Genomic DNA, 21,806 nt, shown 5'->3' with positions numbered 1-21,806 from the left:
ATCTGAAAGCACTAAATTTTCTGCCGCGCTTTGAATATCCCCAACGATTCCCGTGAACACGTTTGTGTCCATGAAAATATCTCTTTCTGCCATTTTTCTCCTTTGTGTTCCATGCGTTTAAGCAAAACTTAACATAACGTTAACAAGTCTACCATCTATTTTCCCTTTTATCAAGCAACGAAAAAAAGAACAGTTAAAAACTGTTCCTTTTCTACCAGCACAAATAATATCAAATATAATCCGGAATCACTTAGTTTATCTCGCAGGTGGTCCACATGTCTTCGGAGTCGATCTGAGTGAGGTTTTGGACCTTTGTGCAGCTGTCGGTTAGGTTGTTGATGGCGGCTTCTTTGAGGTCACTGTCGGCAACGTACAGGATGATCTTGTCTGCGTTTATGACATCCGGTTCTGTGAGTTTTTCGACATTTTCTTCGTTCATGTAGAAGACTCTGTCATATTGAAGGAGTTCGTCTGTAAGGCGCCATACGTTGTGAGGGGTGGCGGGATTGAACATTACAACTGCTACTTCGTCTTTGTTCTCACTGGCGTAGCTTATTTTGGCCACGTCTTCTTTGTACAAAAAGAGGACTGACTTTCCATTAACATGGCCGTTTACTATGATTGAAACAAACAGAGCAAGTACCAAAGGCAGATAAACTCTGAAACCGATCTTTGCATTAACTACGTACAAAGCCCAGAATACGATAAGTATCATAAGTCCGTAGACAGGCATCTCATATCTGTTTGAAGCGCTTCCGACTAAAAGTGCCGCTTTTGTTGTAAGGAAGAAATCTCCCAGAGTTGCTGCTATAAGAACAGTTGTCTCAGCATTTACGGTTATTTTTTCTTTCTTCTTTGCGACTATATATATTATTCCTGCCACAAGTACAAGAAGTACGATCCACAAAGCTCCGGCGAATACGAAGTCATTTAAGAGCCCTGAAAAGAAGGATAATCTCATAAATGTGTTTGCGAGGTCAAACATACTTCCTGTTGCACCTGTTCCTCTGTAGCCTCCGAAGAGATGATGAAGCATCGCGGGATAAGAAAGAACCGCACATACCATGCTAAGGCCACATCCTGCGATATAGACAACAGTGTTTTTTATATCTTTTTTCTTGAAAAACAGCCAACATGAAAGCGCAAATCCGATGCAACCAAAAAAGAATATATAGAAATACTGGATCAGAACTCCTATATATGAAACCACTGCAATTGGAAGCACAAGCCTGATGCAATAGTTTTTGAGATTATCTTTATTTGCTTCATATTCCTGAATGAATCTGACGTGCAGATAAGCACAGATAAATACTGCTGCCGTGAGCCACGCATACATCCTTATAAGCATGTTGCATGAGACTGTCTGAGGATTGATTCCCCAGAACGCAAGCACGGGAAGCATCACATGATATGGTATGTTAAGCCTCTTCATAAGCGCAAACAGCGCTAAATATGCAATAACAAACGCAATTAAATTAGTGATAAGTCCGGGCCACTTAGTAAAGACCGACGGAACAAAAGAGCACATGGTATGAAAAATAAAATAGTATATCGGCGGATGAACATCCCATGACTGGACCAGGTTTACAAGTCCATAATTAAATCCCTCTCCGGGCTTTACGCAAAATTCATCCAAAACGGTCTGTCTGTCCTGCCACTCTCTGTCAGGCTGATAGAGTCCAAGGCTTCTGTTCGACGAGAAGTAAGTATAATACTCATCTTCATGGAATCCTTCCTTCTGAAATCCATAGAAAATGCTGACTAAAACAGATACGACCAATATTAAATATACTATTATGCCTTTTTTCATATGCCTCAAAGTCCTCTAACAAATGCATGGAGTTTTCGCACCAAACGCGGCGCAGGCGCAAGGATACACAGATATGCCTTGTTTTTCCCCGATAAATACTTGTTTGTGATAATCCCCGGTAAATTCTTTCTGATATTCCTCACAACATCAACATAAAAGCTATTGTCTTTTGTCATCTTGCTGATCGGAATATGTAAAAGATAATCAAGTCTCTGATAATAACCGAACCTTTCTGCTATCGGGACAAGACTTTTGTATTTCTCTTTTACAATATCAAGTGCAACGTCTGCATTTCGCACTATATCAGTAAATACGGAAGGAAAATAATCTTTATCCTCCGCCTTTTTTCTCGAATTGCTTCCAAGTCTGTAGAATACATGATAGTACTGATTCGGAAGAACAATAAGCTTATTTACCTTAGGAAGAACATCCAGCATGAGTCTGAAATCCTCGTTTAGCTCTCCTTCAGGGAATTTCAGGCCTCCGTCAAAAATACTTTTCCTTGTTATCTTGGTACAAAAAGAGGCATCTCCGGTGTGAAGAAGCAGCTTTTTGAGCTGTTCTTCGGAAGAAAGCTCCGTGATATCCGAAGGAGGAATAACTACATCCGGAAGTCTTTTGCCGTCCTCTGAAATCTCATCTCTTGAAATCTGCACCATATCTGCATCATATTTTACTGCAGCCTCTGCAAGTTCTCTGTACATGCAGGGATCGACATAATCATCACTGTCGACAAAACCGATATAGTCTCCGCTCGCATGCTTAAGTCCCAGATTTCTTGCGCTGCTTGATCCGCCGTTTTCCTTGTGAAGAGCAGTCACGTTCTCATATTTTGAAGCAAGTTCATCACAAAGCGCACCAGTGGAATCCGTTGAACCGTCGTCCACAACTATTATCTCAAGTTTATCCTTGGGATAATCCTGCTTCGCAACGGAGCCGACACACTTCTCAAGCAGTGTCTCTATATTATATGCAGGTATAACAACCGTTATCTTAGGCGTAGATTCAGGCACTTGTAACCTCCGGCTCTCTCATCTGAAGATAGAGATCGTATCCGACAATTATAATGACCACAAGCATTGCGATCGAAAGCGGCCAAAGTGTAAGAACTGTCGAACCAAAAAGATATCTTGTATAAGTTATCATTGTTATCACCTGTAATGCCACGCATACCGGAATTCTCTTTACATTTACGATTCCGTATACTACCGCCATTACTTCGGGAATATAACCGTATCTCTCATGCATTGCAGGAAGGCAGAAGCAACAGATTTCCGCTGTAAATACAACGAGAGTTACCATATATCTTCCCGTCACATCAAAATTCTTTTTATAAATATAATAAGCAAGTATTCCCATGATTATGACTGTCGCCATAGTTCCTGCGGAAATGAGCACTTTTCTCACCGCACCATTAAGATCTCCGGACACTATCGTATAGATACTGGGATAGTTCATTGTAAGTCTTGAGAACATCTGAACCTGTCTTCCGTAAGTTCCGAGGAGATCTCCCCAGCTTCTTCCGGCAATTGCGGCAGGTACCATAGCAAGTACATGTACAACTGGAATCCAGAATACGTATCTGATCTTGATCTTGTTTTTCAGCCACATAAGCACAATGAAAGGCACAAAGAATATCGCCTGCTGTTTAAAACTGTAGGCAAATGCAAGATATACGAACGCTCTGTTGTCGTTTCTTTTCAAAACATGAAGAAATGAAAGAAGCACAAACGCTGTATAAATCGAATCATTCTGTGCCCAAGCCGCACTGTTAAGTACAACTGTAGGAAGGAACATCATAACAGCGTATCCCAGCATCGACTTTGTGAGATTACCGTCCGTAATATGATATACGATTCTGAAGATGGTAACGGCACAGATAAAATCACACAGCACAGGAACACTCTTAACAAGGTATATGTCAGGAATGCTTCCGCCTATATAGTGAAGAAGCACAATTACATACTGAAACAGACAGTTGTAATCAAATGTACTCGCAGGAGACTCTCCGGGCTTTATTCCCAGATATGCAAATCCGCCTGCCTGATGACACTCTCTCATCCAGTCCGCGAATGCCTTAACGTAATCACCTGACTTGATATTAAAAAGTGACACCCTGAAATAGAATCCAAGACATGTGATTATGGTAAAAAACAGCATGTCAAAGATAGGTATCTTATACTTATAAATCTTTATTTCCGTTGTAAAAAAATCATCAATAAATCTCATAGTCTCCTCATTCCAGATTGTTTCCTTCCGCCATTGCACGAAGGAAACTCTCGGGTTTTATTATCTCCGCTTTACTCATCGGGCCGTCATCTGCAGGGAACGGGCCGACTCCGTCAATATACTCTCTGCAAAATCTCACAAATTCCATGGAAGCTTTTTTGGCATTCCAGGTTTTATTTATAGTATCATATCCGTTTTTTGCGAACTGCAAAATTTTATACTTTTCTCTGAATAAAGACAAGACCTTTTCTTTGAAGTCCGAATAATCGCCGTTCTTATACCAAAGTCCGTTCTCTCCGTCTTTTATCAAAAAAGGCACAGCCCCGGCTTCACCTGATGCAACCACGGCACAGCCGCACTGCATGGCTTCGTTTACAACGGCTCCCCAGCCTTCAAGGTAATTACTTGTAAAAAGAAAAATATCGGAATCTTTCATATGCCCTGTAACTTCTTCAGGCTTTAAATTCCCGTAAAATGTCACTCTGTCGGAAAGTCCCGCATCGGAAACCGATTTTTCAAGGTCTTCTCTCATATAACCGTCACCGATCATCTTGAGTTCAAACTCATATCCAAGCTTTTTAAGTTCTTTGGAAATCTCTACCGCGAACTCGGGATGCTTTAATTTTATAAATCTTCCCGCCCAGCAAAGTCTTACCTTATTATCGGTCTCACTTACTCTGTAGCTTTTATCCCTGACATTGGGAAAATATCCCCATTTGAGCATCTTTCCGGGATAAGCATGAATAAGCTTAAAGTCTGCCGAAACATACGCGCCCGCGCACAACAGATACACCGGCTTTTTGCGATATCTGACATGTTCGTCATACTTTTTCATAAGTCCTCTCGGACTGAGCCACTTGATCCTGTTCCCTCTGTATATCCTCTCACTCACGCGAAAAGACAACTTATCGGATGACAGTCTCTTTTTCTCAAGCTTTTCAGTGATTCCTTCAGTCCATCCAAAGATTACCACATCACTATTCAGTATGAGGTTCTCGCAATACTTCTCATCCTCGTAGAAAAGAGATACATAGCGATAATCCTTTGGATTGACCGCCCAGCCCATCTTGATCCTCTTTTCTTCCATCGGCATTGCCTGGATAAAGTGAAATTCCACATCCTCAAAAAGACTACTCATCGCATCACAAAAAGGAATCTGATGATGATTTATGTAATTTGAGACAAATGTTATTACCACAGTTATCTCCCTTATTTCCGGTATATTTCACCGTATATTTCAAGAAGTCTCTTGTAATTTGCATCCGCGTTATGTGTTTCTGCAGCATGTTTGCTCGCATTGTCACCGTAAACTGCCGCAATTACAGGCTCATCCCACATCTGCAGGATCGCATCCGCAAGCTTCCTGTAATCCATATTGTCAAAAATGATTCCGTCTCTTCCGTCAACGATCATATCCGGTATTCCCCCGGCATTTGCCGCAACAACAGGCACTCCAAGGAGCATCGCTTCCCCAAGAGAATTAGGCGAATTCTCAACAACGGAGGGACATACAAAGATGCTGCTCTTTAAAAACCTGCTCTTCATCTCTTCGCCTGATAAAGTTCCGACCATAGTTACTTTCTTCCTGAGCTTGTTCGACGATATCAACTTCTTAAGATATTTTCCGTAAGCGCTAGCACGCATAAAATACGGGTACTTGCTCTTGCCTCTGCCTATTATGTTATTTCCGGCAACATATACATGCGCATCGGGATATTTCTTTAATATCAAAGGCATCGCCTCAAGCATGAAATGAAATCCCTTCAGAGGATAATCACCCTGTGAAAGAAAAATACTGTGAGGAATCGCTTTCTTCTCTTCCCATTTTCCCGAGTAAAAACAAGGTCTCATCGTCTCGTTCATAAAGAAATACTCGGCATCCGGATTGATGCTGTAAGACGCCTCTTTGTCGAACGTCGTTCTTCCCGTGACATTTCCTGTGAGCAAAAGAATTTTTTTCTCATTCTCAGCTCTTAATCTGAATTTCTCCTGCTGCTGAATGAGCGAATCCTCTTTCAGTCTGTCTCTGAAAGTCGTAGACTCCTGCACTTTCTGCGGGATTCCTGCCATATAAGCTTTGGCGATCTCCGTGCAAACGCCCTGCATTCCTACAAGGCTTCTCTCCGGCCTTCCGAAAGCTTTAAGCGCCGCAAGCGCATGTGGGAATTCGGTTCCGAAGACGTGGATCATATCGGGCTCAAAATCATTTATTATCTCTTTAAATCTAGGTTCCAGACTTTCATCGTAATTTTCCGGGTGACTTAAATCTTCATTAAATCCATAATAAGTCACTTTATCTATAACTTCTTTGGATCCCGATGCAGTTTCCTCCATAGGAAATGCGATACCAAGAGTTATTTTTCCTGCAGCGTCCGGCTTTTTCTCTTTAAGCAACCTGTTAAGACAGCCTGTAAGCCATCCTTCCCTGACCGAGTATTCAATTCCATGCGCCTTGGCATACGCAGGGAGCATAATATTACACACCCACAGTATTTTCAATTTATTTCTCCTTAAGCCTGTAAACTGCACTCTTAATCTTGTTGTACATACCGGCTGTTACTTTATTCTCCGCAATTGCAGTCCTTAGCTTAGTGAGAGTAAGGACTCTGAGCATATCATATTTTCTGATCTGGGCACCTGTAAGATAGAGTTTTATTATTTCCCGTCTCTCCTGCTCTGAAAGCTTTTTGTTCTGATCCGAAAAACCACCGCCCTCGTAGTCGGCAACTATGCGCGGAATATAGAACGTACTTGCCTTCTCTCTGTAAAAACACCTGAGAAACTGCTCATAATCCGCTCTGACTTTGTATCTGAGTTCAAAAGGATTCTTGTAAACAAGCCTCTCATCATAGAAACATGCCTGATGTGAAGGAAGATTCCTGTAGCAGGCGTAATCGTCAATCTTGGGATTGGAATGAATCCTGCTTCCCGCCGAACAATCAAATATATCTCCGTAGTAGATAGCGGGAACCGTCGTACCCTCTTTGGAATTCCTGTCCACAATGGCATCATGGACGTCCCTTAGGACATTCTCATCTCTAAACGTATCACCGCAGTTCAAAAAGAAAACATATGCCGGCGCTTCGCCTGCTCTAAGCAGCTTAACTTTGGTCGTATCATCCGCATCTTCATCGATGGCTCTCTGATTGATTATCTTTTCCTCTAGATAAGAAGCCGCAATATTCATCGCATGATAAATCCCGCTGTCACAGCTCTCCACAAGGATAATATCTTTGCCCACATCATATTTCGACTTTAATTTCTCGATAGATCCGTCTGTGGACATTCCGTCTTTAACAAGAATGCGATACCCTGTATAGCTCTGCTTTCTGATACTCTCTATCGTATCGATAAGCTTGTCTCCTGCATTATATGAAACTACGATTATATTAAAAAAAGTTTTTTTCAATTCATTCATCATCTTTAATATCCTGTCTCTGAAAGAATCGGCGGCATTTCATCAAACATGAACGTCGTATAAGGCAAAATCCTCGTGCCGTCAGCGGGCGCCTTCTTTATCATAAAATAAATAAAGTACAATAAACATCCCAGTAACACAACTGCTGTATAAGTCTTTCTTTTCTTCGCATCCTTTACTCCCAGAAGAAGTACAGGAACGAATAAGATATGTGTCACCATAAGATAATAAGTTATTCTCGAGATAATCTCATCCGTCAAAAAAGCTCCGAACACATAGAGCGCGAGCGACATTATATTGCAATTAAAAAAGAAAATATTCTCTTTGTTATCTTTTATCACATCCCTGTACATGTAGAGCGACACTGCCAAAACAAGAGCGCATCTTGCAATTCCGATGTAACTGTAACGAATATTGCCCTCAAGCATATTCTTGTATGTAGATGTATTTTGGTACGGAGAATATATAGTTACAGCGATATTGGCATAAACCTGTCTCAAAAACAAACATGATATACCAAGAGCCGCACCTGCGACATACATCCACTTTTTCCACGATATCATTGCGATCGGATACAGCAGTAAAACAATAAGAAGTGACCAGTGAAAAAGACTGCCAAACGCGATACAAAGAACAAATCTCGGAAAGTCTTTTTTCAGCAAATATTCTATGGAACAGAAGGCAATTCCAAGCGCCAAATAATAACGAACGGTACTTAATGACTGGAAGTAAAAGCCAAGAAGCATGAACATTGCAAAGCTCATGCCAAACCACTTACTCTGTCTCCATATTCCTTTCATAAAAAAAAGGACCGTGAAGAAAGCAAATACAGCAAATACCAGAACGTAATTTTCGAATCCGCAAAGGCTATAAATAACAATCGCAAGCGCATTAAATCCTGCTTCTGTCGTAACTTTCGGAGTCCATTCCGCTGTTCTGGAATTTACAAGATGCATTCTCTCAACATAAGGTCCGTAATCATTTCCTACATTAAGCCTTAAAGCCGATACGGCAAAGAGCCCGAGGAAAATGGCTGTAAGCGCAAAGACATTGATCGCATCCTGCCTTGTCATCCCTCTGTATATAGCCAAATGTCTGCCATCTATATCTCCGGCAGAAGTATTCTTTTTTACCAAGAGGAGCAGCGCAAGCACTGCTGCCGTCAATGTAAAATATACTATCATTTATCCCTTCTTTAATTCCCTTCCTTTTCCGATCCCGTCGGAAAGAAGTTTGAAGCATTTAAACAATCCCTTTTCGGCGCACATCTCTTTTCTGTACTTGAACAGGAATCTAAAACCGAGAATATCGGCCAACGCTCCGTATAAAAACGCATACAAGACACCTCTGTCATAAAAGAACTTGTCCGTATATCCCGTAAACCATGTAGACTCGCCGGCTTCTTCATGCCCGAGTACCACAGGTGTTCTGAATATCTTAAGCCCCGCCTTCAGACAGTCATTCAAAAACAAGCTGTCCTCTCCGTTCATGTAAGGCGCTCCGCCTCCGAACAAAAGAGAATACTTAACGTCGCTTGAAACAAGCTTTTCCCTTCTTGCGGCAATCGCATATGCGGGATATCTGCCGTAATTTTTCCACGAAACCTGAGCAAAATCGGTATTCCAATAGGTCTCTCTACCCGCCTGCGCTTTAACATTAAAAAGAATGATATCCGCTTCCGGATGATCGTCAAACTCTTTTATGATCTTCTCCGAATATCCGCTGTCATAAATTATATCATCGTCGCCAAACTGAATAATCTCGCTGTCAGACTTTGACAATGCGGTATTTCTCGAAAGTCCAACACCCTTTTCGCATCTGGTATATGCGCAGATCGTACCTGCTTTCGTCTCAAAGACCTCGTCCTTAGACTCTCCGCCTGTTCCGACAAGCTGATTGACTATAACGGCATCCGTCTCAATATTCATTTTATCCGGGAGTTCGTGCACATCCTTATTAACAGATGACACCAATATCTGTAATCTTCCTGACATAATCTCTTCCGCTTATCCGGCGCTTATTTTACGCCGTAATATCTCTTGATAAATTTAAGATCCGCGCGAGTAAAAATGACACCGAGAACAGGACACTCATGCTTTTTAAGCAACGAGATCACGTGCTCTGTCATCGCAGCGTTTCTTGTTCCGTAAGGGACCGCAAGAACAGCTCCGCCCGAAGCAACTATATCCGAAACAGATACAGCCTTGATCTTAGAAAGACTGCTCTCATACTCGCTTCCAAGTGTATGCTTAAGTGCCTCAAGATCTTTTCCAGAAAAAGAAGCATCTTTTACCGAATCTGATGAAACAAAGACAATATTATCCTTATCTGAAACATACTTATTGTATAAAGCAGCAAGTTCGCCTTTAAAAAGTTCATCGATATCTTCGCCGCAAAAAACCGTTCCGAGCACCGGAAGTCCGTATCTTCTCTCAAGGTCTTCGGGAACATATACGGCTTCATCGACAGCATCATATAAAAGAATTGCAAAGAAAGCCAAAACAGCTGCCACTATGGCTCCGACTGTCATTGCGACTCCCATTTTGTTATCGGCTTTCTCAAGATAAACATCGCCCTTTGAAAGACATACTATGCGATCAAATGCCTGCATCTTATTAAAAGACGGGTATTTTTCCAAGCTTGCAACAAAAGCATCCGTTATCTTTTCCACAAATTCTTTATCGGTATCTCTTATCGTCACCAAAAGAAAACGCGCATTTGAAGGAATCTCACCCTTAAGGGAAACCAGCTCTTCATCTCCGGTTATATCGATTCCCGCCGCCTGCAGATCCTCAAGTCGCTCGGGAGTTATATCTATTGCTTCCACATCCGAAAGATTAAGATGCTTGTCGGCAGTATCAACGCCTTCTTCTTTCAAAGCCTTTGCTATTTCAATAACGAGATCGTTATCATCGAAAATGAAATTAGTCCATGTATATCCGTTATACCAGTCCAGAACTCTGTTGCCGTCTTCGTTGCAGATATAAGCATCGTCAGAGTAAGTAAGATGAAACTTTGCCTGTGCTTCATATTTCCTCGCAGGTCCGAAAACATCCGTCGCAAGATAATAGATTCCTCCGGCAATAACAGCACCTATCAGCGCCGCAACCGGAAGAATCCATATTTTTTTTAGGAACCTTAGGTAAAAACTCCTAAGATTCAAGCTTTCATCGGTATATTTACTCAAAGTTTTATCCATTGCTGTCTCCATCAGTCTTTCTTTGCCGTAACCTGATTCTCTTCCACGCCCTCTGTACTGTCGGGTGTAAACATGATCTTTGCCGTAAGAAGCAGCAGTTTAATATCAAGCCAGATAGAATAATTTTCTATATAAGTAAGATCAAGCTTAAGCTTGTCATAAGGCGTAGTATTGTATTTGCCATAAATCTGGGCATATCCCGCAAGTCCCGCTTTTACTCTTGTTCTAAACGCAAACTCAGGCATATCCTCGAGATACTGCTTAATGATCTCAGGTCTCTCAGGTCTGGGACCGATAAATGACATATCGCCTTTTAAGATATTAAATAACTGCGGAAGTTCGTCCAGTCTGCATTTTCTGATAAAATTTCCTACAGGTGTTATTCTTGAATCGTTCTTGGATGCAAGTCTTGCTACGCCGTCTTTCTCAGCGTCAACTCTCATACTCCTGAATTTCATTATCTGAAATTCACGTCTGTTGATCGTGCATCTTACCTGCTTATAGAGAACAGGGCCTCCGTCATACATTTTTACGGCAATTGCTGTGATAAGCATAAAAGGTGAAGATAAAACAATGAGAACAAGAGCAAGTACTATATCCAAAATTCTCTTTATAAATCTCTGTTCAATCTTAATCGAATAATCTCGCAAAAGGAAAACCGGAGAATCAAAGAGATGAAGCTGTGTTGAGCCTTTAAGCAGAACGTCCGTTATCTTTGGCATGACATAAATTCTCTTTCCGTTTCCGTAGCAGAATTTAACCAGTCCGTTTCTGTACTGATTTGGCACGTCCCAAATGATTATTCCGTCGTAATCTCCAAGACACTCTTTATGTATCTTTTCCAAGCCCTCAGAAATGTTCATCTTCTTGACGATACGATATTTGTCTTTTCTTGTGTTGAATTTGGCAATAATGTCATCAGCCGCATATTCTCCGTTTATGAGAAGAAGCTTTCTCGGCGGGAATATCGACATGTAGATATAGTTTGTTATATGTGCCCAGACAAAAGCCAGGAATAACTGTATAACCAATATCCCAATCATGGGAATCACAGCAACAAAACCTATCTTGATTATCAGATACTGACAATATGTAATGAAATTAACGATAAATAACGTGAAAATCTGAGATAAAAATACATCCATAGGCTTAAGATAACCTATCTTAAGACCACCATATGCAATAGAAAAAGACAAAAGTAATATAAAATACAATGCCAAAATGAATATATGGCCCCAAAATGCAAATGAGAGACCTCTACCCATGTTCTGGCCCTCAGGTCCAAATCTTACTTCATTTAAGATTGGGTAATACGTTGTGTACCAAAACCACGCATACACAGCAGTCTGCATGGCAAGTCCTATACCCCCCAACAGTAAAACCATAATTCTTTTTACAGATTCAATGTGTTTCATATAATCCACAGACACTTAAAGCCTTCTCAGCGTTGCTCGCAGCGCCCATCCTCCAAAATAAAATAATGACTCCAAAACCGACAGATTAGCTATATTCCTGTAAAGGAACCAGATTCTCTCCATTGCAACAAGCTTATTTGATGAAAGTGACTTCGGCGGTCTTCTGTATATTGTGAGATTCTCATCCAGACCGTATCCGATTATTCCACTCTTAAGTATTCTCCACCATGTAGCGGTGTCCTCACTCGGAACATCCGGCATGTGTATGATCTCCATGTCAATCTTCTCGGTGTCAAACATTACCGTACTTGTAAATATAACAGTTCTTGAAAGAGCCTGCCTGAACTTCATTGTCTCCGGAACATGAACGATCTTTCCGGTAGGTCTTGCAAGTCCGTCGCCAAACTCGTATGAATGAAAAGCAAATGATGCTCCTGTTTTCTCCATAAAAGCTATCTGCTTCTCAAGCTTATCAGGCATCCACACATCGTCCGCATCCAAAAATGCGATGTATCTTCCTGCGGATGCATCAATTCCCGTGTTGCGGGCTTCTGCGGCTCCTGCATTTATTTCTTTTCTAATAAGCCTTATTCTCTTTCCGCTTGATTCTATAATCTCGGATATGATCTCTGCGCTGTTGTCATGCGATGCGTCATCGACAAGTATGAGCTCCCAGTCTTTATAAGTCTGCTCGCAGACCATGTCGATAGTTTTTCTGATATATCTCGCCGCATTGTAAACGGGTACTACTATGCTAACCATTAAATTTCCTCTTTAATTATATATAAAGGGCGCTTCTTAACTTCAAGATATGTCTTTGAAAGATATTGTCCCAATATTCCAACGCACAAAAGCTGTACTCCGCTGGCAAATAAAATAATACAAGCTGTAGACGACCATCCTACAAGTTTGTTAGGATCTCCGACAGCAAATTTTCTCACAACGATAAAAACTATGAAAAACACTGCCACAAAACAAAGCAACATGCCCATAAACGAAGCAACTGCAAGCGGAACTGTAGAGAACGCCACTATTCCGTCAAGCGCATATGCAAAGAGCTTCCAAAAAGACCACTTGGTCTCGCCCTTTCTTCTCTCTACATTTTCAAACTCGATCCACTTATTCTTAAAGCCGACCCAGCCGAATATTCCCTTTGAAAAGCGGTTATACTCCTTTACAGACAGTACTGCATCCACAAACTGCCTTGTCATCAATCTATAGTCTCTCGCACCGTCAACGATCTCTGTCTTGGACATCTTGTTAATCAGCTTGTAAAACATCCTTGCGAAAAAAGATCTGATCGGAGGCTCACCTTTTCTGTCAACCCGCCTTGTAGCTACGCTGTCATATCCCTCTTCCGTAACTGCCTTATACATTTCAGGCAAAAGCTTCGGCGGATCCTGAAGATCGCAGTCCATCACGGCTACATAATCTCCCGCAGCTTTTTCAAGCCCTGCATACATCGCTGCTTCTTTTCCAAAATTCCTGGAAAAACTCACCAGCTTAACGCGTTCATCTTCAGTTCTGAGATCTTTTACGACACCTGCTGTCTTATCAACCGATCCGTCATTTATGTAGATAATCTCAAAATCCACATCCTGCTCCTTGAAAAAGGGTTCGGTCTTCATAAGTTCGAAGTAAAAATCCCATATATTTTCCTGCTCGTTATAACAAGGAACTATAACGCTCAATAGCTTCATAATTTTTCTCCAATTGTTCCGTCGTGTATAAACTGTATAAATGCGCAGTCCTAATCAATATTTTACACTTAAAGCGCCTGTCTTTCAACGAACAAAAATTTGTAGTGCCATGTTAAAAAGTGGTAAACTATGATAGAATGAAACTCTTGATGGATAGATTAATTACAAAATATAGGGAGTACTAAATGGATAAAATTGCACTTATTACTGGAATAACGGGACAGGACGGTTCCTATCTCGCAGAATTTCTTTTGGAGAAAGGATATGATGTACACGGTATAATCAGAAGATCATCTGTTGATTATCGTGAGCGTATCGCCCATCTTGAGGGCAAACCTCATTTCCATCTTCATTACGGAGACCTCGGTGATTCAATGAGTATCATAGGTGTAATCTCCAAGGTTCGTCCTACAGAGATCTATAACCTTGCGGCTCAGTCGCATGTTCAGGTTTCTTTCGATTCTCCTGAATTTACCGCCGATGTTGACGCTGTCGGTGTTACAAGAATATTGGAAGCCGTTCGTCAGTGCGGTCTTACAGATACATGCCGTATTTATCAAGCATCCACATCTGAGCTTTACGGAAAAGTTGAGGAAGTTCCCCAGAATGAGAAAACTCCTTTCCATCCCTACAGCCCTTACGCTGTTGCAAAGCTCTACGGATACTGGATCGTCAAAGAGTACAGAGAAGCTTACAACATGTTCTGCTGCTCAGGTATTCTTTTCAACCACGAGTCAGAGCGCCGCGGAGAGACATTCGTTACACGTAAGATCACTCTCGCAGCTTCAAGAATCGCTCAGGGCAAACAGGATAAACTTTACCTCGGTAATCTCTCAAGTCTTCGTGACTGGGGTTATGCCAAGGATTATGTTGAGTGTATGTGGCTCATTCTTCAGAATGATAAGCCTGAAGATTTCGTTATCGCAACAGGTGTACAGCACTCAGTAAGAGAATTCGCTCAGCTTGCCTTCCACTATGCCGGAATCGAGCTTGAATTCAGGGGTGAAGGCGAAGACGAAAAGGGTTATGATAAGGCAACAGGTAAGGTTCTTGTTGAAGTATCACCTGATTTCTACAGACCTACAGACGTTGTTAACCTTTGGGGCGATCCCACAAAGGCTAAAGAGCAGCTTCATTGGAATCCTCAGACCACTTCTTTCGAAGAGCTCGTTAAGATCATGGTTGAGCATGACATGAAGAAAGTTGCAACAGAAAGAGCTAACGAACGCGTTGAATTTAATCTTGCAGAGTTCCTTGAAAAAGGAATCGATAAATAATAATAAAAAGAGGCGCATATTATGATGGAGAAAAATGACAAAATATATGTTGCGGGCCACAGAGGAATGGTCGGATCCGCAATCGTTAGAGAGCTCAAGAACCAGGGTTACTTCAATATCATAACAAGAACCCACAAAGAGCTTGATCTTACAAGACAGGACGAGGTTGAAAAGTTCTTTGCGGAAGAACAGCCCGATTATGTTTTCCTTGCAGCTGCAAAGGTCGGCGGTATCATGGGAAATTCCGAGGCACTTGCAGATTTCATGTATGAGAACATGATTCTTGAGATGAACGTTATTCACGCTGCCTGGAAGAACGGCTGTAAAAAGCTCGAGTTCCTCGGATCATCATGTATCTACCCGAGAATGGCTCCTCAGCCCATGAAAGAAGATTGTCTTCTCACTTCTGCTCTCGAGAAAACAAACGAGGCTTATGCCCTCGCCAAGATATCAGGTCTTAAGTACTGCGAGTATCTTAACAAGCAGTATGGAACAGATTATATTTCCGTAATGCCCACAAATCTTTACGGACCAAATGACAACTATCATCCCACTCACTCTCATGTTCTTCCCGCACTTATCAGAAGATTCCATGAGGCAAAGGAGCAGAATCTCCCATACGTAACTTGCTGGGGTGACGGAAGTCCTTTGAGAGAGTTCTTATATGTAGATGATCTTGCAAACCTCTGTGTTTTCCTTATGAACAACTACAGCGGCGACGAGACGGTCAATGCAGGTACAGGAAAAGAGCTCACGATCAAAGAGCTCACAGAGAAAGTTGCAGCCATCATCGGCTACACAGGCGAGATCAGATGGGATCCCACAAAGCCCAACGGAACACCCAGAAAGCTTCTTGATGTATCAAAGGCTAAGTCACTTGGCTGGACATATAAGACAGAGCTTGATGAAGGCATCAAGCTTGCATATAAAGATTTCCTTGAAAATCCTATGCGTGCAGAGCGCTGATATATGTATTGCTAAGCCACAGGTACATTTATCCGAAAATTGGAGTGTACGGCTGCGCAGTGTTTTTCAGAATTAAAAAAGACCGGAAATGCTTCCTTTCGACGTTGCTCAGAACAGTCAGCATTTCCGGTCTTTTTTAATTCGAAAAACATCTTGCTCGTCCGAATACTCCAATTTTCGGATAAATGTACCTATATTTCTTCAAAATGATGCAACAAATCCTTGCATAGTATCTTTTAGTAAACCATACTAAATTATCAGAATATTTTGACGATATAACAAGTGCAGTATGTATTTCTATTCAAACACAGGAAAATTAGTCGATATCCAAAGAATCAACTATTTTTATGATTTCGCTGCAGAATCAAATAATATGTCTTTTGTAAGAACACACAGTTTCTGAACCAAATACTATTACCCATATTACAATGGTGAAGAACCACGTACATGGTAGGAGGTATCAAATGAGAATACAAAGTTCAGCCGTTCCATCAGTGAGTTTATTTGAAAAAAAATCAGTTGATCAAGGAAAAAATCAATGGCCAAAAGAACAATCAACTCCTCAAGATATCGATTTACAGATATCAGATGAAGGGTTAGCTGCATTAAAACAAAGTGTTCAAATGTTAATTCCAGAAACCGAAACAACCGAGGTTTTTTATTAACAGCTGAAAACACTAACGAGATTGAATTTGAGCACTACTCAAAAATGCTAAATTTAAGCCAAAATACTTATGAGCAGATTCGAAAAAGCGAGGGACGTGACCCAAATATAAATGACATCATGAAGTCCATGATGGATATTTATGAGACTCTTTATAACGAAATTGTAGATGCTCATGCAAATGGCGATAGAAACGTTGATTATAGCATTACCGGCAAACAGTCGATTTCGCTCAAGCAAGATTTGGATGGATTAGATAAAGCATTTAATCGCAGACTCGCCAATTTGGAAGGATATATTACAAGTCAACAAACCAATAAACTATTCGCTCAAAGCGACAATTACTACTTGGAATATCAAAATAGAAAAAATAATAATCAATCAGTTCAAAACGATTCAAAAGACAATCGCGTTGAAACAACCTATCAAGACTTAGTAAAATCAATTATGTTAACTGCCAGAAATACTTTTTTACAAATAAGCAATACCCAAAATTATCATAAAGGTTTAGGTACAACTGCACTAATCAAAATGATGAATTCAAATGATTTATTCCTTGAAGGGACCAAAACACTATTCTCATAATATTCTTTTAAATAAAGGGCTGCCATTGCAGCCCTTTACTATATATCATTATTTTTTTTAAAGCCGTCTTCTATATTTTCACCTATAAATTCGAGCTTTCCGTCCAAGTTCTCCGGTGATGACGGGAATGGATCATATCCTACTCTGTCGCCTTCTGTAGGGTAATAGAATGTGGTTCCGTTTACTTCGTAGCTTTTTACTTCGTATGTTCCGTAATCCTGCTGTTTCAAGAGGTACGAGGGATTAAATCTCTTTTCCGCATCAACAACAAGATTTACGCCCTTATAAACAAGCCACAAAAACGTTATAGCAACAAAGACCTTGAATACAATTTCTTTTCTGTTCTTATCCAGTTTGTTTATAAGAAGTATCACTACTCTTCCAAGTATGACTACCGCTGTCAGAAGTGCAAATACAACACCATATCTGATAAGCGGGGCACTCGCCATCCAGAACAGGAAGCAGACTATCATTGTGCCTCCTATTGCGAAGAAGTCTCCTGTTCTTAGCATGCTTCGCATGTTGATATCAAAAACCTTGCCGGGGATCTTCTTTTCTCCAAGCACGCTTTCTTTTGCATCAACCAGCACGTAGTGGATTGAAAGTGCAATGTATACCAATATCGCCAGGATATCCATGATTATGATCATTTTATTGAATGTTGAAAGGCTTGCGAACCAGTTTGGTAACCATACCGAGAATGGTGCATGTGCATATGTAGGCACATCTGAAAAGCCTCTTCCGAAGGTTTTTATCTCCAATGCGTCATATTCCGCAACTCCCTTGGGTATCTTCCAATCAACATTAAACAGGTCAATCGCAGTAACGGGATACATGAGCCAGCCTGAGATCAGCACGTTCCTGACAAAGAACGGAATTGCTATTAATAGAGCCCCGGCAACAGATGCATAGAACACTCTTAACTTGTACTTTGATCTATTCTTAAGAAGCCTGTATATAGGAATAGTCGCGATAAGCATAAGAGGTGCCGCGACAAGTTTGATAGTCGTTGCAAATACGCTTAAGAATGTCAGGAATATATAAGGCACATACGAATGCTCACGTCGCACATACAGATCGAGCCACTTGATCACGATATAGAATGCCAATGTCGCAAGAAAATAGTCCGATGCCGGAGCGACCATCTCGTCATATATTCCGAACAGATAATAAATTGCAGCGAGCCTTGCAAAATCGGATATTACAATATTCCCTCTTCTCACAACACTCTTAAGATCAACGCATTCCCATGCAAGAATAAGCGCAAAGAATCCCGCCATAACGTGATAAGACCTGTCGAGTTGCAGGAAGTTCATGCTAAAAAGAGCAGAAAGCGGAAACGCCGCACTGTTGTACGCGAGTCTGACATGAAGATTACCTAGTCCCTTTATTACTCCATACTCTTCTATCCATCTGATTGCCTGCGCATGATAAAGGTCGGAATCATAGTGCATGATTCCGTTTGAAGTTCCGTAAGCCATCAAAAAGAAAACTATCAGGTACAATATTCTGCTTTTGTAAGAACGGAGAATTCGAAGAAGCATCCTGAGTTCTTCGCTCATCTTATCTCTGTAAACAACGCCTGAGACACAAGCAAAGAACATTAGAAAGATTTGACAATTTAACTCAACTCTGTCAAAGATACTCCAGATCTGCGCATATACAGTGGAGATTAAAACACCGGCCATTATATATCCGGTATGAGAATGAAAACGGTAGGCTTTGTCACTGCTCTTTTTACCTTTATTTCCGTATTTGGAAAAAGATAATACAACACTTATGAAACCGTATCCTATCAGGTATGTTGTTAGAATTACATACAACCAAATAAGAATAACTGATAACATGCTGCAACTAGCCCCCGTTCCATTAGAAAATATGTATCATATTACATTCCGGCCATGAAATAACCGATAAATGTTCCAAGTATCGCTCCAAAGAGAACCTGCATAGGAGTATGTCCTACAAACTCTTTAAGTTTCTCTTCTACCGGTATATCCTTATCAAGCTGAAGAAACCAGTCCATCATATTGTTAATGACTTTGGCCTGAATACCGGTCTCCCATCTTACGCCCATAGCGTCATGCATTACGATAAGTGCAAGAACCGCCGATATGGCAAACTCAAAAGAACTTACTCCGTATATAACGCATGTAGATGACACAACAGCCATAACAGTCGCAGAATGCGAACTTGGCATCCCCCCGTCACCCATAAGTCTTTCAGGATTAAAACTCTTATTTACGATAACATATATAATTGTCTTTAGAACCTGTGCAACAAACCATCCGCTACATGCGGCGATCAAAACTTTATTACCAAGTAATTCATTCCAAAAATGCATTTAAACCTCTACAACTAAAACCAAATGATTAAACAAGTTCCTTAAGATACTGCTCGATCGCATCATGCCAGTCAGCAAACATAAAGTCAGTAGTAAGTTTCAACATGTAGTTCTCCAAAATGCTATATGCCGGTCTGGGTGCAGACTGTGGGTTCTTAGCCTGATACTCTGCTGTTGAAACGTGATTAACTTTAGTTTTCTTTCCTGCGATCCTGAAAATTTCCTCAGTGAAATCAGCCCAGTTTGTATCTCCCTCGCAAGTTCCGTGGAAAATACCGTAATTTTCTGTATTCATAAGATAATGAATAGCCTTTGCAAGTTCTGTTGTACTTGTGGGATTTCCGAGCTGATCGTTTACAACGCTTACTTCGTCATGATTCTCAGAAAGCTTAAGCATTGTCTTTACGAAGTTCTTGCCATCACCATATAACCATGCTGTTCTGATTATAAAATAGTTTCTCGCAAACTGCTTTACAAACTCTTCTCCTGCAAGCTTTGTCTTGCCGTATACACTGACAGGGCCGGTTGCATCAAACTCTGTGTATGGCTTATCTGCATTTCCTGCAAATACATAGTCAGTAGATACATGAACAAGCTTTGCTCCTACTTCAGAAGATGCTATAGACAGATTTCTGGGTCCTATAGCATTTATCTTGTATGAAAGATCAATATCACTCTCCTGCTTATCTACTGCAGTATATGCCGCACAGTTAATGATAGTCTTGGGTTTAACATCCCTAACAAGCTTTAACACAGAATCAACATTTGTTATGTCCAAAGGAATAATTCCTTCTCCCTCAAACACGTCTGTATTAACTATCTCAAATTTTCCGGTTGCACCTAGCTCCTTGTTGATTGCTCTTCCAAGCTGACCATTACAACCCGTTACAATAATCTTGTCCATATGTACTCCTTCTGACTCCTACTAAAATGAATCTTTTTATATCTTTTCTGAAAAAGGACGGCATCAATGCCGTCCGCCATATAATTTGTCAATCTGCGTATGTAATACCGTCGACCTGAAATTTCGAGAACGATCCACCTTTCTCCTGAATTACAAAGATCATTGTCTTTCCGGTATTCAGTGTTATCTCGTTCCCTCTATCATCAAAATATGTTGTGGGAAGATAATCATCTTTTTTCTCCCACGTAATATGGATCATTTTCCCTTTTGTGATGTAATAACCATCCTGTGTCGTATCCTGCATCTGATATGCAAGGTAGCCGTTGTCGTCACGCACCTGGTGATACGCCCTCTGGATTATCACATTTGAAAAAGCAAGCTGTTCTCCGGTAATCGCATCCTTCTGCGCCATCCCGTAAATGCTCTTTAAATATAATTCCTTGTCTTTGTCATATCTAAGCGAAGACTTGGTAACGGGAAAGCACCCCGCCATATTGATCTCCGTGGCCGTGGCAGCATCAGAATAATCATCCAATGTATTGGGATTCTTTACTCCCGTAAAATTGAAATGTGCTGTTCTCTCAAACAGATCACGGTGCTCACGCGAAAAACCCGCTCTGTCTACTGCCGCCGAAACATGCTCACCATCAGTAAATGCAGTATGTTCTGATGTGCTTCCGGCAGGTACTCTGTAAAAAGCCCTGTAGTCTGAACCCATCACACCGCCTACACCGTTGAGATTATCGACATCCTCACGTCTAAGGATTGTCTTTACATAAAGCTCAGGTCCACCGTAATGAACTATGATCGGGTCGTACTCGAGTGCCGCTTGTACAAAATAATCGCGGATGCTTCGGATATTTCCAATCCTTGAAAGTTTTTCCCAATCCTCAAGTATTCCCATCTGTCTGCTCATGCTGCCTTCTTCCATTATTTCATAAAATACAGCAACATTGCTTAAACCATATTGAGGCTGTGCCTCTTTATTTATCGGATACATGACCGCAAGCGGTCGTTTGTTGTTTACTTCTTCATTGACCCATTCATTGGTAAAAAAGCTTCTTACCATGCCCTCTTTTGGAGGAAGGTCATCATCATTTTCTTCTGTTGATGCTTCTGTAGCAGATAAGTCATCCTGCTGTAATTCATCAAGCTTATCAATACTGATTCCGACAACCGCACTATCTGATGCCGAACATCCGGATATCATTGACGCTGCCATTAATGCCGGCAATATTGCTCTGAACTTGCTCATAGCAAAAAATCTATCCCTCTCCGAAATTTCACTTGCCAAG

General features: G+C 41.0%; 20 protein-coding genes. 4 read left to right on the top strand and 16 right to left on the bottom strand.

The genetic code is table 11. The annotated features are described in order from the left end of the window. Positions 1-250: 250 nt before the first annotated feature. Genes T356_RS0110580 through T356_RS0110525 form a run of 12 tightly spaced genes read right to left on the bottom strand, consistent with a single transcriptional unit; the run spans position 251 to position 13,771 of the window. Positions 251-1,810, bottom strand: a complete 1,560-nt coding sequence (locus T356_RS0110580) for a hypothetical protein (RefSeq protein ID WP_026514457.1) — start codon at positions 1,808-1,810, stop codon at positions 251-253. Positions 1,811-1,815: 5 nt separating this feature from the next. Continuing rightward, entirely contained in the window at positions 1,816-2,823 is a 1,008-nt protein-coding gene (locus T356_RS0110575; RefSeq protein ID WP_026514456.1) for a glycosyltransferase family 2 protein, read from the bottom strand. Next, a complete protein-coding gene (locus tag T356_RS0110570) occupies positions 2,816-4,039 on the bottom strand; it encodes a hypothetical protein (protein ID WP_026514455.1) in 1,224 nt (407 codons plus the stop codon). Before T356_RS0110570 ends, T356_RS0110575 begins: the two co-directional genes overlap by 8 nt. A 7-nt stretch (positions 4,040-4,046) precedes the next feature. After that, positions 4,047-5,237 (bottom strand): glycosyltransferase family 4 protein, encoded by a 1,191-nt coding sequence (locus T356_RS19150; protein ID WP_051563372.1) that lies wholly within the window; start codon positions 5,235-5,237, stop codon positions 4,047-4,049. Positions 5,238-5,248: 11 nt separating this feature from the next. Next, complete coding sequence (locus tag T356_RS0110560; RefSeq protein WP_026514454.1) at positions 5,249-6,538, bottom strand: glycosyltransferase family 4 protein; 1,290 nt, start codon at positions 6,536-6,538, stop codon at positions 5,249-5,251. Between the two features lies 1 nt (position 6,539). Next, entirely contained in the window at positions 6,540-7,460 is a 921-nt protein-coding gene (locus tag T356_RS0110555) for a glycosyltransferase (protein ID WP_026514453.1), read from the bottom strand. A 2-nt stretch (positions 7,461-7,462) separates the two neighbouring features. After that, positions 7,463-8,641: an EpsG family protein gene (locus T356_RS0110550; RefSeq protein WP_026514452.1), complete on the bottom strand. Its 1,179-nt coding sequence runs from the start codon at positions 8,639-8,641 to the stop codon at positions 7,463-7,465. Then, on the bottom strand, positions 8,642-9,451 hold the full coding sequence (locus T356_RS0110545) for a glycosyltransferase family A protein (RefSeq protein WP_035780969.1): 810 nt from the start codon (positions 9,449-9,451) through the stop codon (positions 8,642-8,644). A 23-nt stretch (positions 9,452-9,474) separates the two neighbouring features. Further along, entirely contained in the window at positions 9,475-10,656 is a 1,182-nt protein-coding gene (locus T356_RS0110540) for a hypothetical protein (protein WP_155839021.1), read from the bottom strand. 11 nt (positions 10,657-10,667) lie between these two features. Beyond that, a complete protein-coding gene (locus tag T356_RS0110535) occupies positions 10,668-12,071 on the bottom strand; it encodes a sugar transferase (RefSeq protein WP_026514449.1) in 1,404 nt (467 codons plus the stop codon). Positions 12,072-12,086: 15 nt separating this feature from the next. After that, positions 12,087-12,833, bottom strand: a complete 747-nt coding sequence (locus T356_RS0110530) for a glycosyltransferase family 2 protein (protein WP_026514448.1) — start codon at positions 12,831-12,833, stop codon at positions 12,087-12,089. After that, positions 12,833-13,771 carry a glycosyltransferase family 2 protein gene (locus T356_RS0110525; RefSeq protein ID WP_035780967.1) on the bottom strand — a complete coding sequence of 313 codons (939 nt, stop codon included), beginning with the start codon at positions 13,769-13,771 and terminating at the stop codon, positions 12,833-12,835. The genes T356_RS0110530 and T356_RS0110525 overlap by 1 nt, the downstream gene beginning before the upstream one ends. A gap of 185 nt (positions 13,772-13,956) precedes the next feature. Here T356_RS0110525 and gmd point away from each other — a divergent pair, with 185 nt between their 5' ends. The 4 genes from gmd to T356_RS19140 all read left to right on the top strand — a co-directional run bounded on the left by gmd (position 13,957) and on the right by T356_RS19140 (position 17,263). Then, the gene (gene gmd, locus T356_RS19145) at positions 13,957-15,048 is read left to right on the top strand and encodes a GDP-mannose 4,6-dehydratase (protein WP_051563370.1); all 1,092 of its coding nucleotides are present in this window, start codon (positions 13,957-13,959) and stop codon (positions 15,046-15,048) included. 24 nt (positions 15,049-15,072) lie between these two features. Further along, positions 15,073-16,014, top strand: coding sequence for a GDP-L-fucose synthase family protein (locus tag T356_RS0110515; protein ID WP_334291245.1), 942 nt, complete (start codon positions 15,073-15,075; stop codon positions 16,012-16,014). Positions 16,015-16,478: 464 nt separating this feature from the next. Then, positions 16,479-16,679 (top strand): hypothetical protein, encoded by a 201-nt coding sequence (locus T356_RS20415; protein WP_051563369.1) that lies wholly within the window; start codon positions 16,479-16,481, stop codon positions 16,677-16,679. Between the two features lie 44 nt (positions 16,680-16,723). Continuing rightward, on the top strand, positions 16,724-17,263 hold the full coding sequence (locus T356_RS19140) for a hypothetical protein (protein WP_051563366.1): 540 nt from the start codon (positions 16,724-16,726) through the stop codon (positions 17,261-17,263). A gap of 38 nt (positions 17,264-17,301) precedes the next feature. Here the strand turns inward: T356_RS19140 and T356_RS0110505 are convergent, their stop codons facing one another. The 4 genes from T356_RS0110505 to T356_RS0110490 form a co-directional block, all read right to left on the bottom strand. After that, entirely contained in the window at positions 17,302-19,110 is a 1,809-nt protein-coding gene (locus T356_RS0110505; RefSeq protein ID WP_026514445.1) for an LIC_10190 family membrane protein, read from the bottom strand. Positions 19,111-19,151: 41 nt separating this feature from the next. Beyond that, on the bottom strand, positions 19,152-19,607 hold the full coding sequence (locus T356_RS0110500; RefSeq protein WP_026514444.1) for a divergent PAP2 family protein: 456 nt from the start codon (positions 19,605-19,607) through the stop codon (positions 19,152-19,154). Between the two features lie 28 nt (positions 19,608-19,635). Then, positions 19,636-20,511 (bottom strand): dTDP-4-dehydrorhamnose reductase, encoded by an 876-nt coding sequence (rfbD, locus tag T356_RS0110495; protein WP_026514443.1) that lies wholly within the window; start codon positions 20,509-20,511, stop codon positions 19,636-19,638. 88 nt (positions 20,512-20,599) lie between these two features. Continuing rightward, the gene (locus tag T356_RS0110490) at positions 20,600-21,766 is read right to left on the bottom strand and encodes a DUF3048 domain-containing protein (protein ID WP_026514442.1); all 1,167 of its coding nucleotides are present in this window, start codon (positions 21,764-21,766) and stop codon (positions 20,600-20,602) included. Positions 21,767-21,806 lie beyond the last annotated feature (40 nt).

This window comes from Butyrivibrio sp. LB2008 (assembly GCF_000621565.1).
Classification (GTDB): Bacteria; Bacillota; Clostridia; order Lachnospirales; family Lachnospiraceae; genus Butyrivibrio.
Note: the sequence above shows the minus strand (reverse complement) of the source record. Positions and strands in the feature narration are given on the sequence as shown.

What these genes read in the sequence shown, in the direction of transcription:
- T356_RS0110580 (WP_026514457.1), bottom strand. Translation starts at nt 1,810, where the DNA reads ATGAAAAAAGGCATAATAGTATATTTAATATTGGTCGTATCTGTTTTA.
- T356_RS0110570 (WP_026514455.1), bottom strand. Translation starts at nt 4,039, where the DNA reads ATGAGATTTATTGATGATTTTTTTACAACGGAAATAAAGATTTATAAG.
- T356_RS0110555 (WP_026514453.1), bottom strand. Translation starts at nt 7,460, where the DNA reads ATGATGAATGAATTGAAAAAAACTTTTTTTAATATAATCGTAGTTTCA.
- T356_RS0110550 (WP_026514452.1), bottom strand. Translation starts at nt 8,641, where the DNA reads ATGATAGTATATTTTACATTGACGGCAGCAGTGCTTGCGCTGCTCCTC.
- T356_RS0110545 (WP_035780969.1), bottom strand. Translation starts at nt 9,451, where the DNA reads ATGTCAGGAAGATTACAGATATTGGTGTCATCTGTTAATAAGGATGTG.
- T356_RS0110540 (WP_155839021.1), bottom strand. Translation starts at nt 10,656, where the DNA reads ATGGATAAAACTTTGAGTAAATATACCGATGAAAGCTTGAATCTTAGG.
- T356_RS0110535 (WP_026514449.1), bottom strand. Translation starts at nt 12,071, where the DNA reads ATGAAACACATTGAATCTGTAAAAAGAATTATGGTTTTACTGTTGGGG.
- T356_RS0110530 (WP_026514448.1), bottom strand. Translation starts at nt 12,833, where the DNA reads ATGGTTAGCATAGTAGTACCCGTTTACAATGCGGCGAGATATATCAGA.
- T356_RS0110525 (WP_035780967.1), bottom strand. Translation starts at nt 13,771, where the DNA reads ATGAAGCTATTGAGCGTTATAGTTCCTTGTTATAACGAGCAGGAAAAT.
- gmd (WP_051563370.1), top strand. Translation starts at nt 13,957, where the DNA reads ATGGATAAAATTGCACTTATTACTGGAATAACGGGACAGGACGGTTCC.
- T356_RS0110515 (WP_334291245.1), top strand. Translation starts at nt 15,073, where the DNA reads ATGGAGAAAAATGACAAAATATATGTTGCGGGCCACAGAGGAATGGTC.
- T356_RS20415 (WP_051563369.1), top strand. Translation starts at nt 16,479, where the DNA reads ATGAGAATACAAAGTTCAGCCGTTCCATCAGTGAGTTTATTTGAAAAA.
- T356_RS19140 (WP_051563366.1), top strand. Translation starts at nt 16,724, where the DNA reads ATGCTAAATTTAAGCCAAAATACTTATGAGCAGATTCGAAAAAGCGAG.
- T356_RS0110505 (WP_026514445.1), bottom strand. Translation starts at nt 19,110, where the DNA reads ATGTTATCAGTTATTCTTATTTGGTTGTATGTAATTCTAACAACATAC.
- T356_RS0110500 (WP_026514444.1), bottom strand. Translation starts at nt 19,607, where the DNA reads ATGCATTTTTGGAATGAATTACTTGGTAATAAAGTTTTGATCGCCGCA.
- rfbD (WP_026514443.1), bottom strand. Translation starts at nt 20,511, where the DNA reads ATGGACAAGATTATTGTAACGGGTTGTAATGGTCAGCTTGGAAGAGCA.
- T356_RS0110490 (WP_026514442.1), bottom strand. Translation starts at nt 21,766, where the DNA reads ATGAGCAAGTTCAGAGCAATATTGCCGGCATTAATGGCAGCGTCAATG.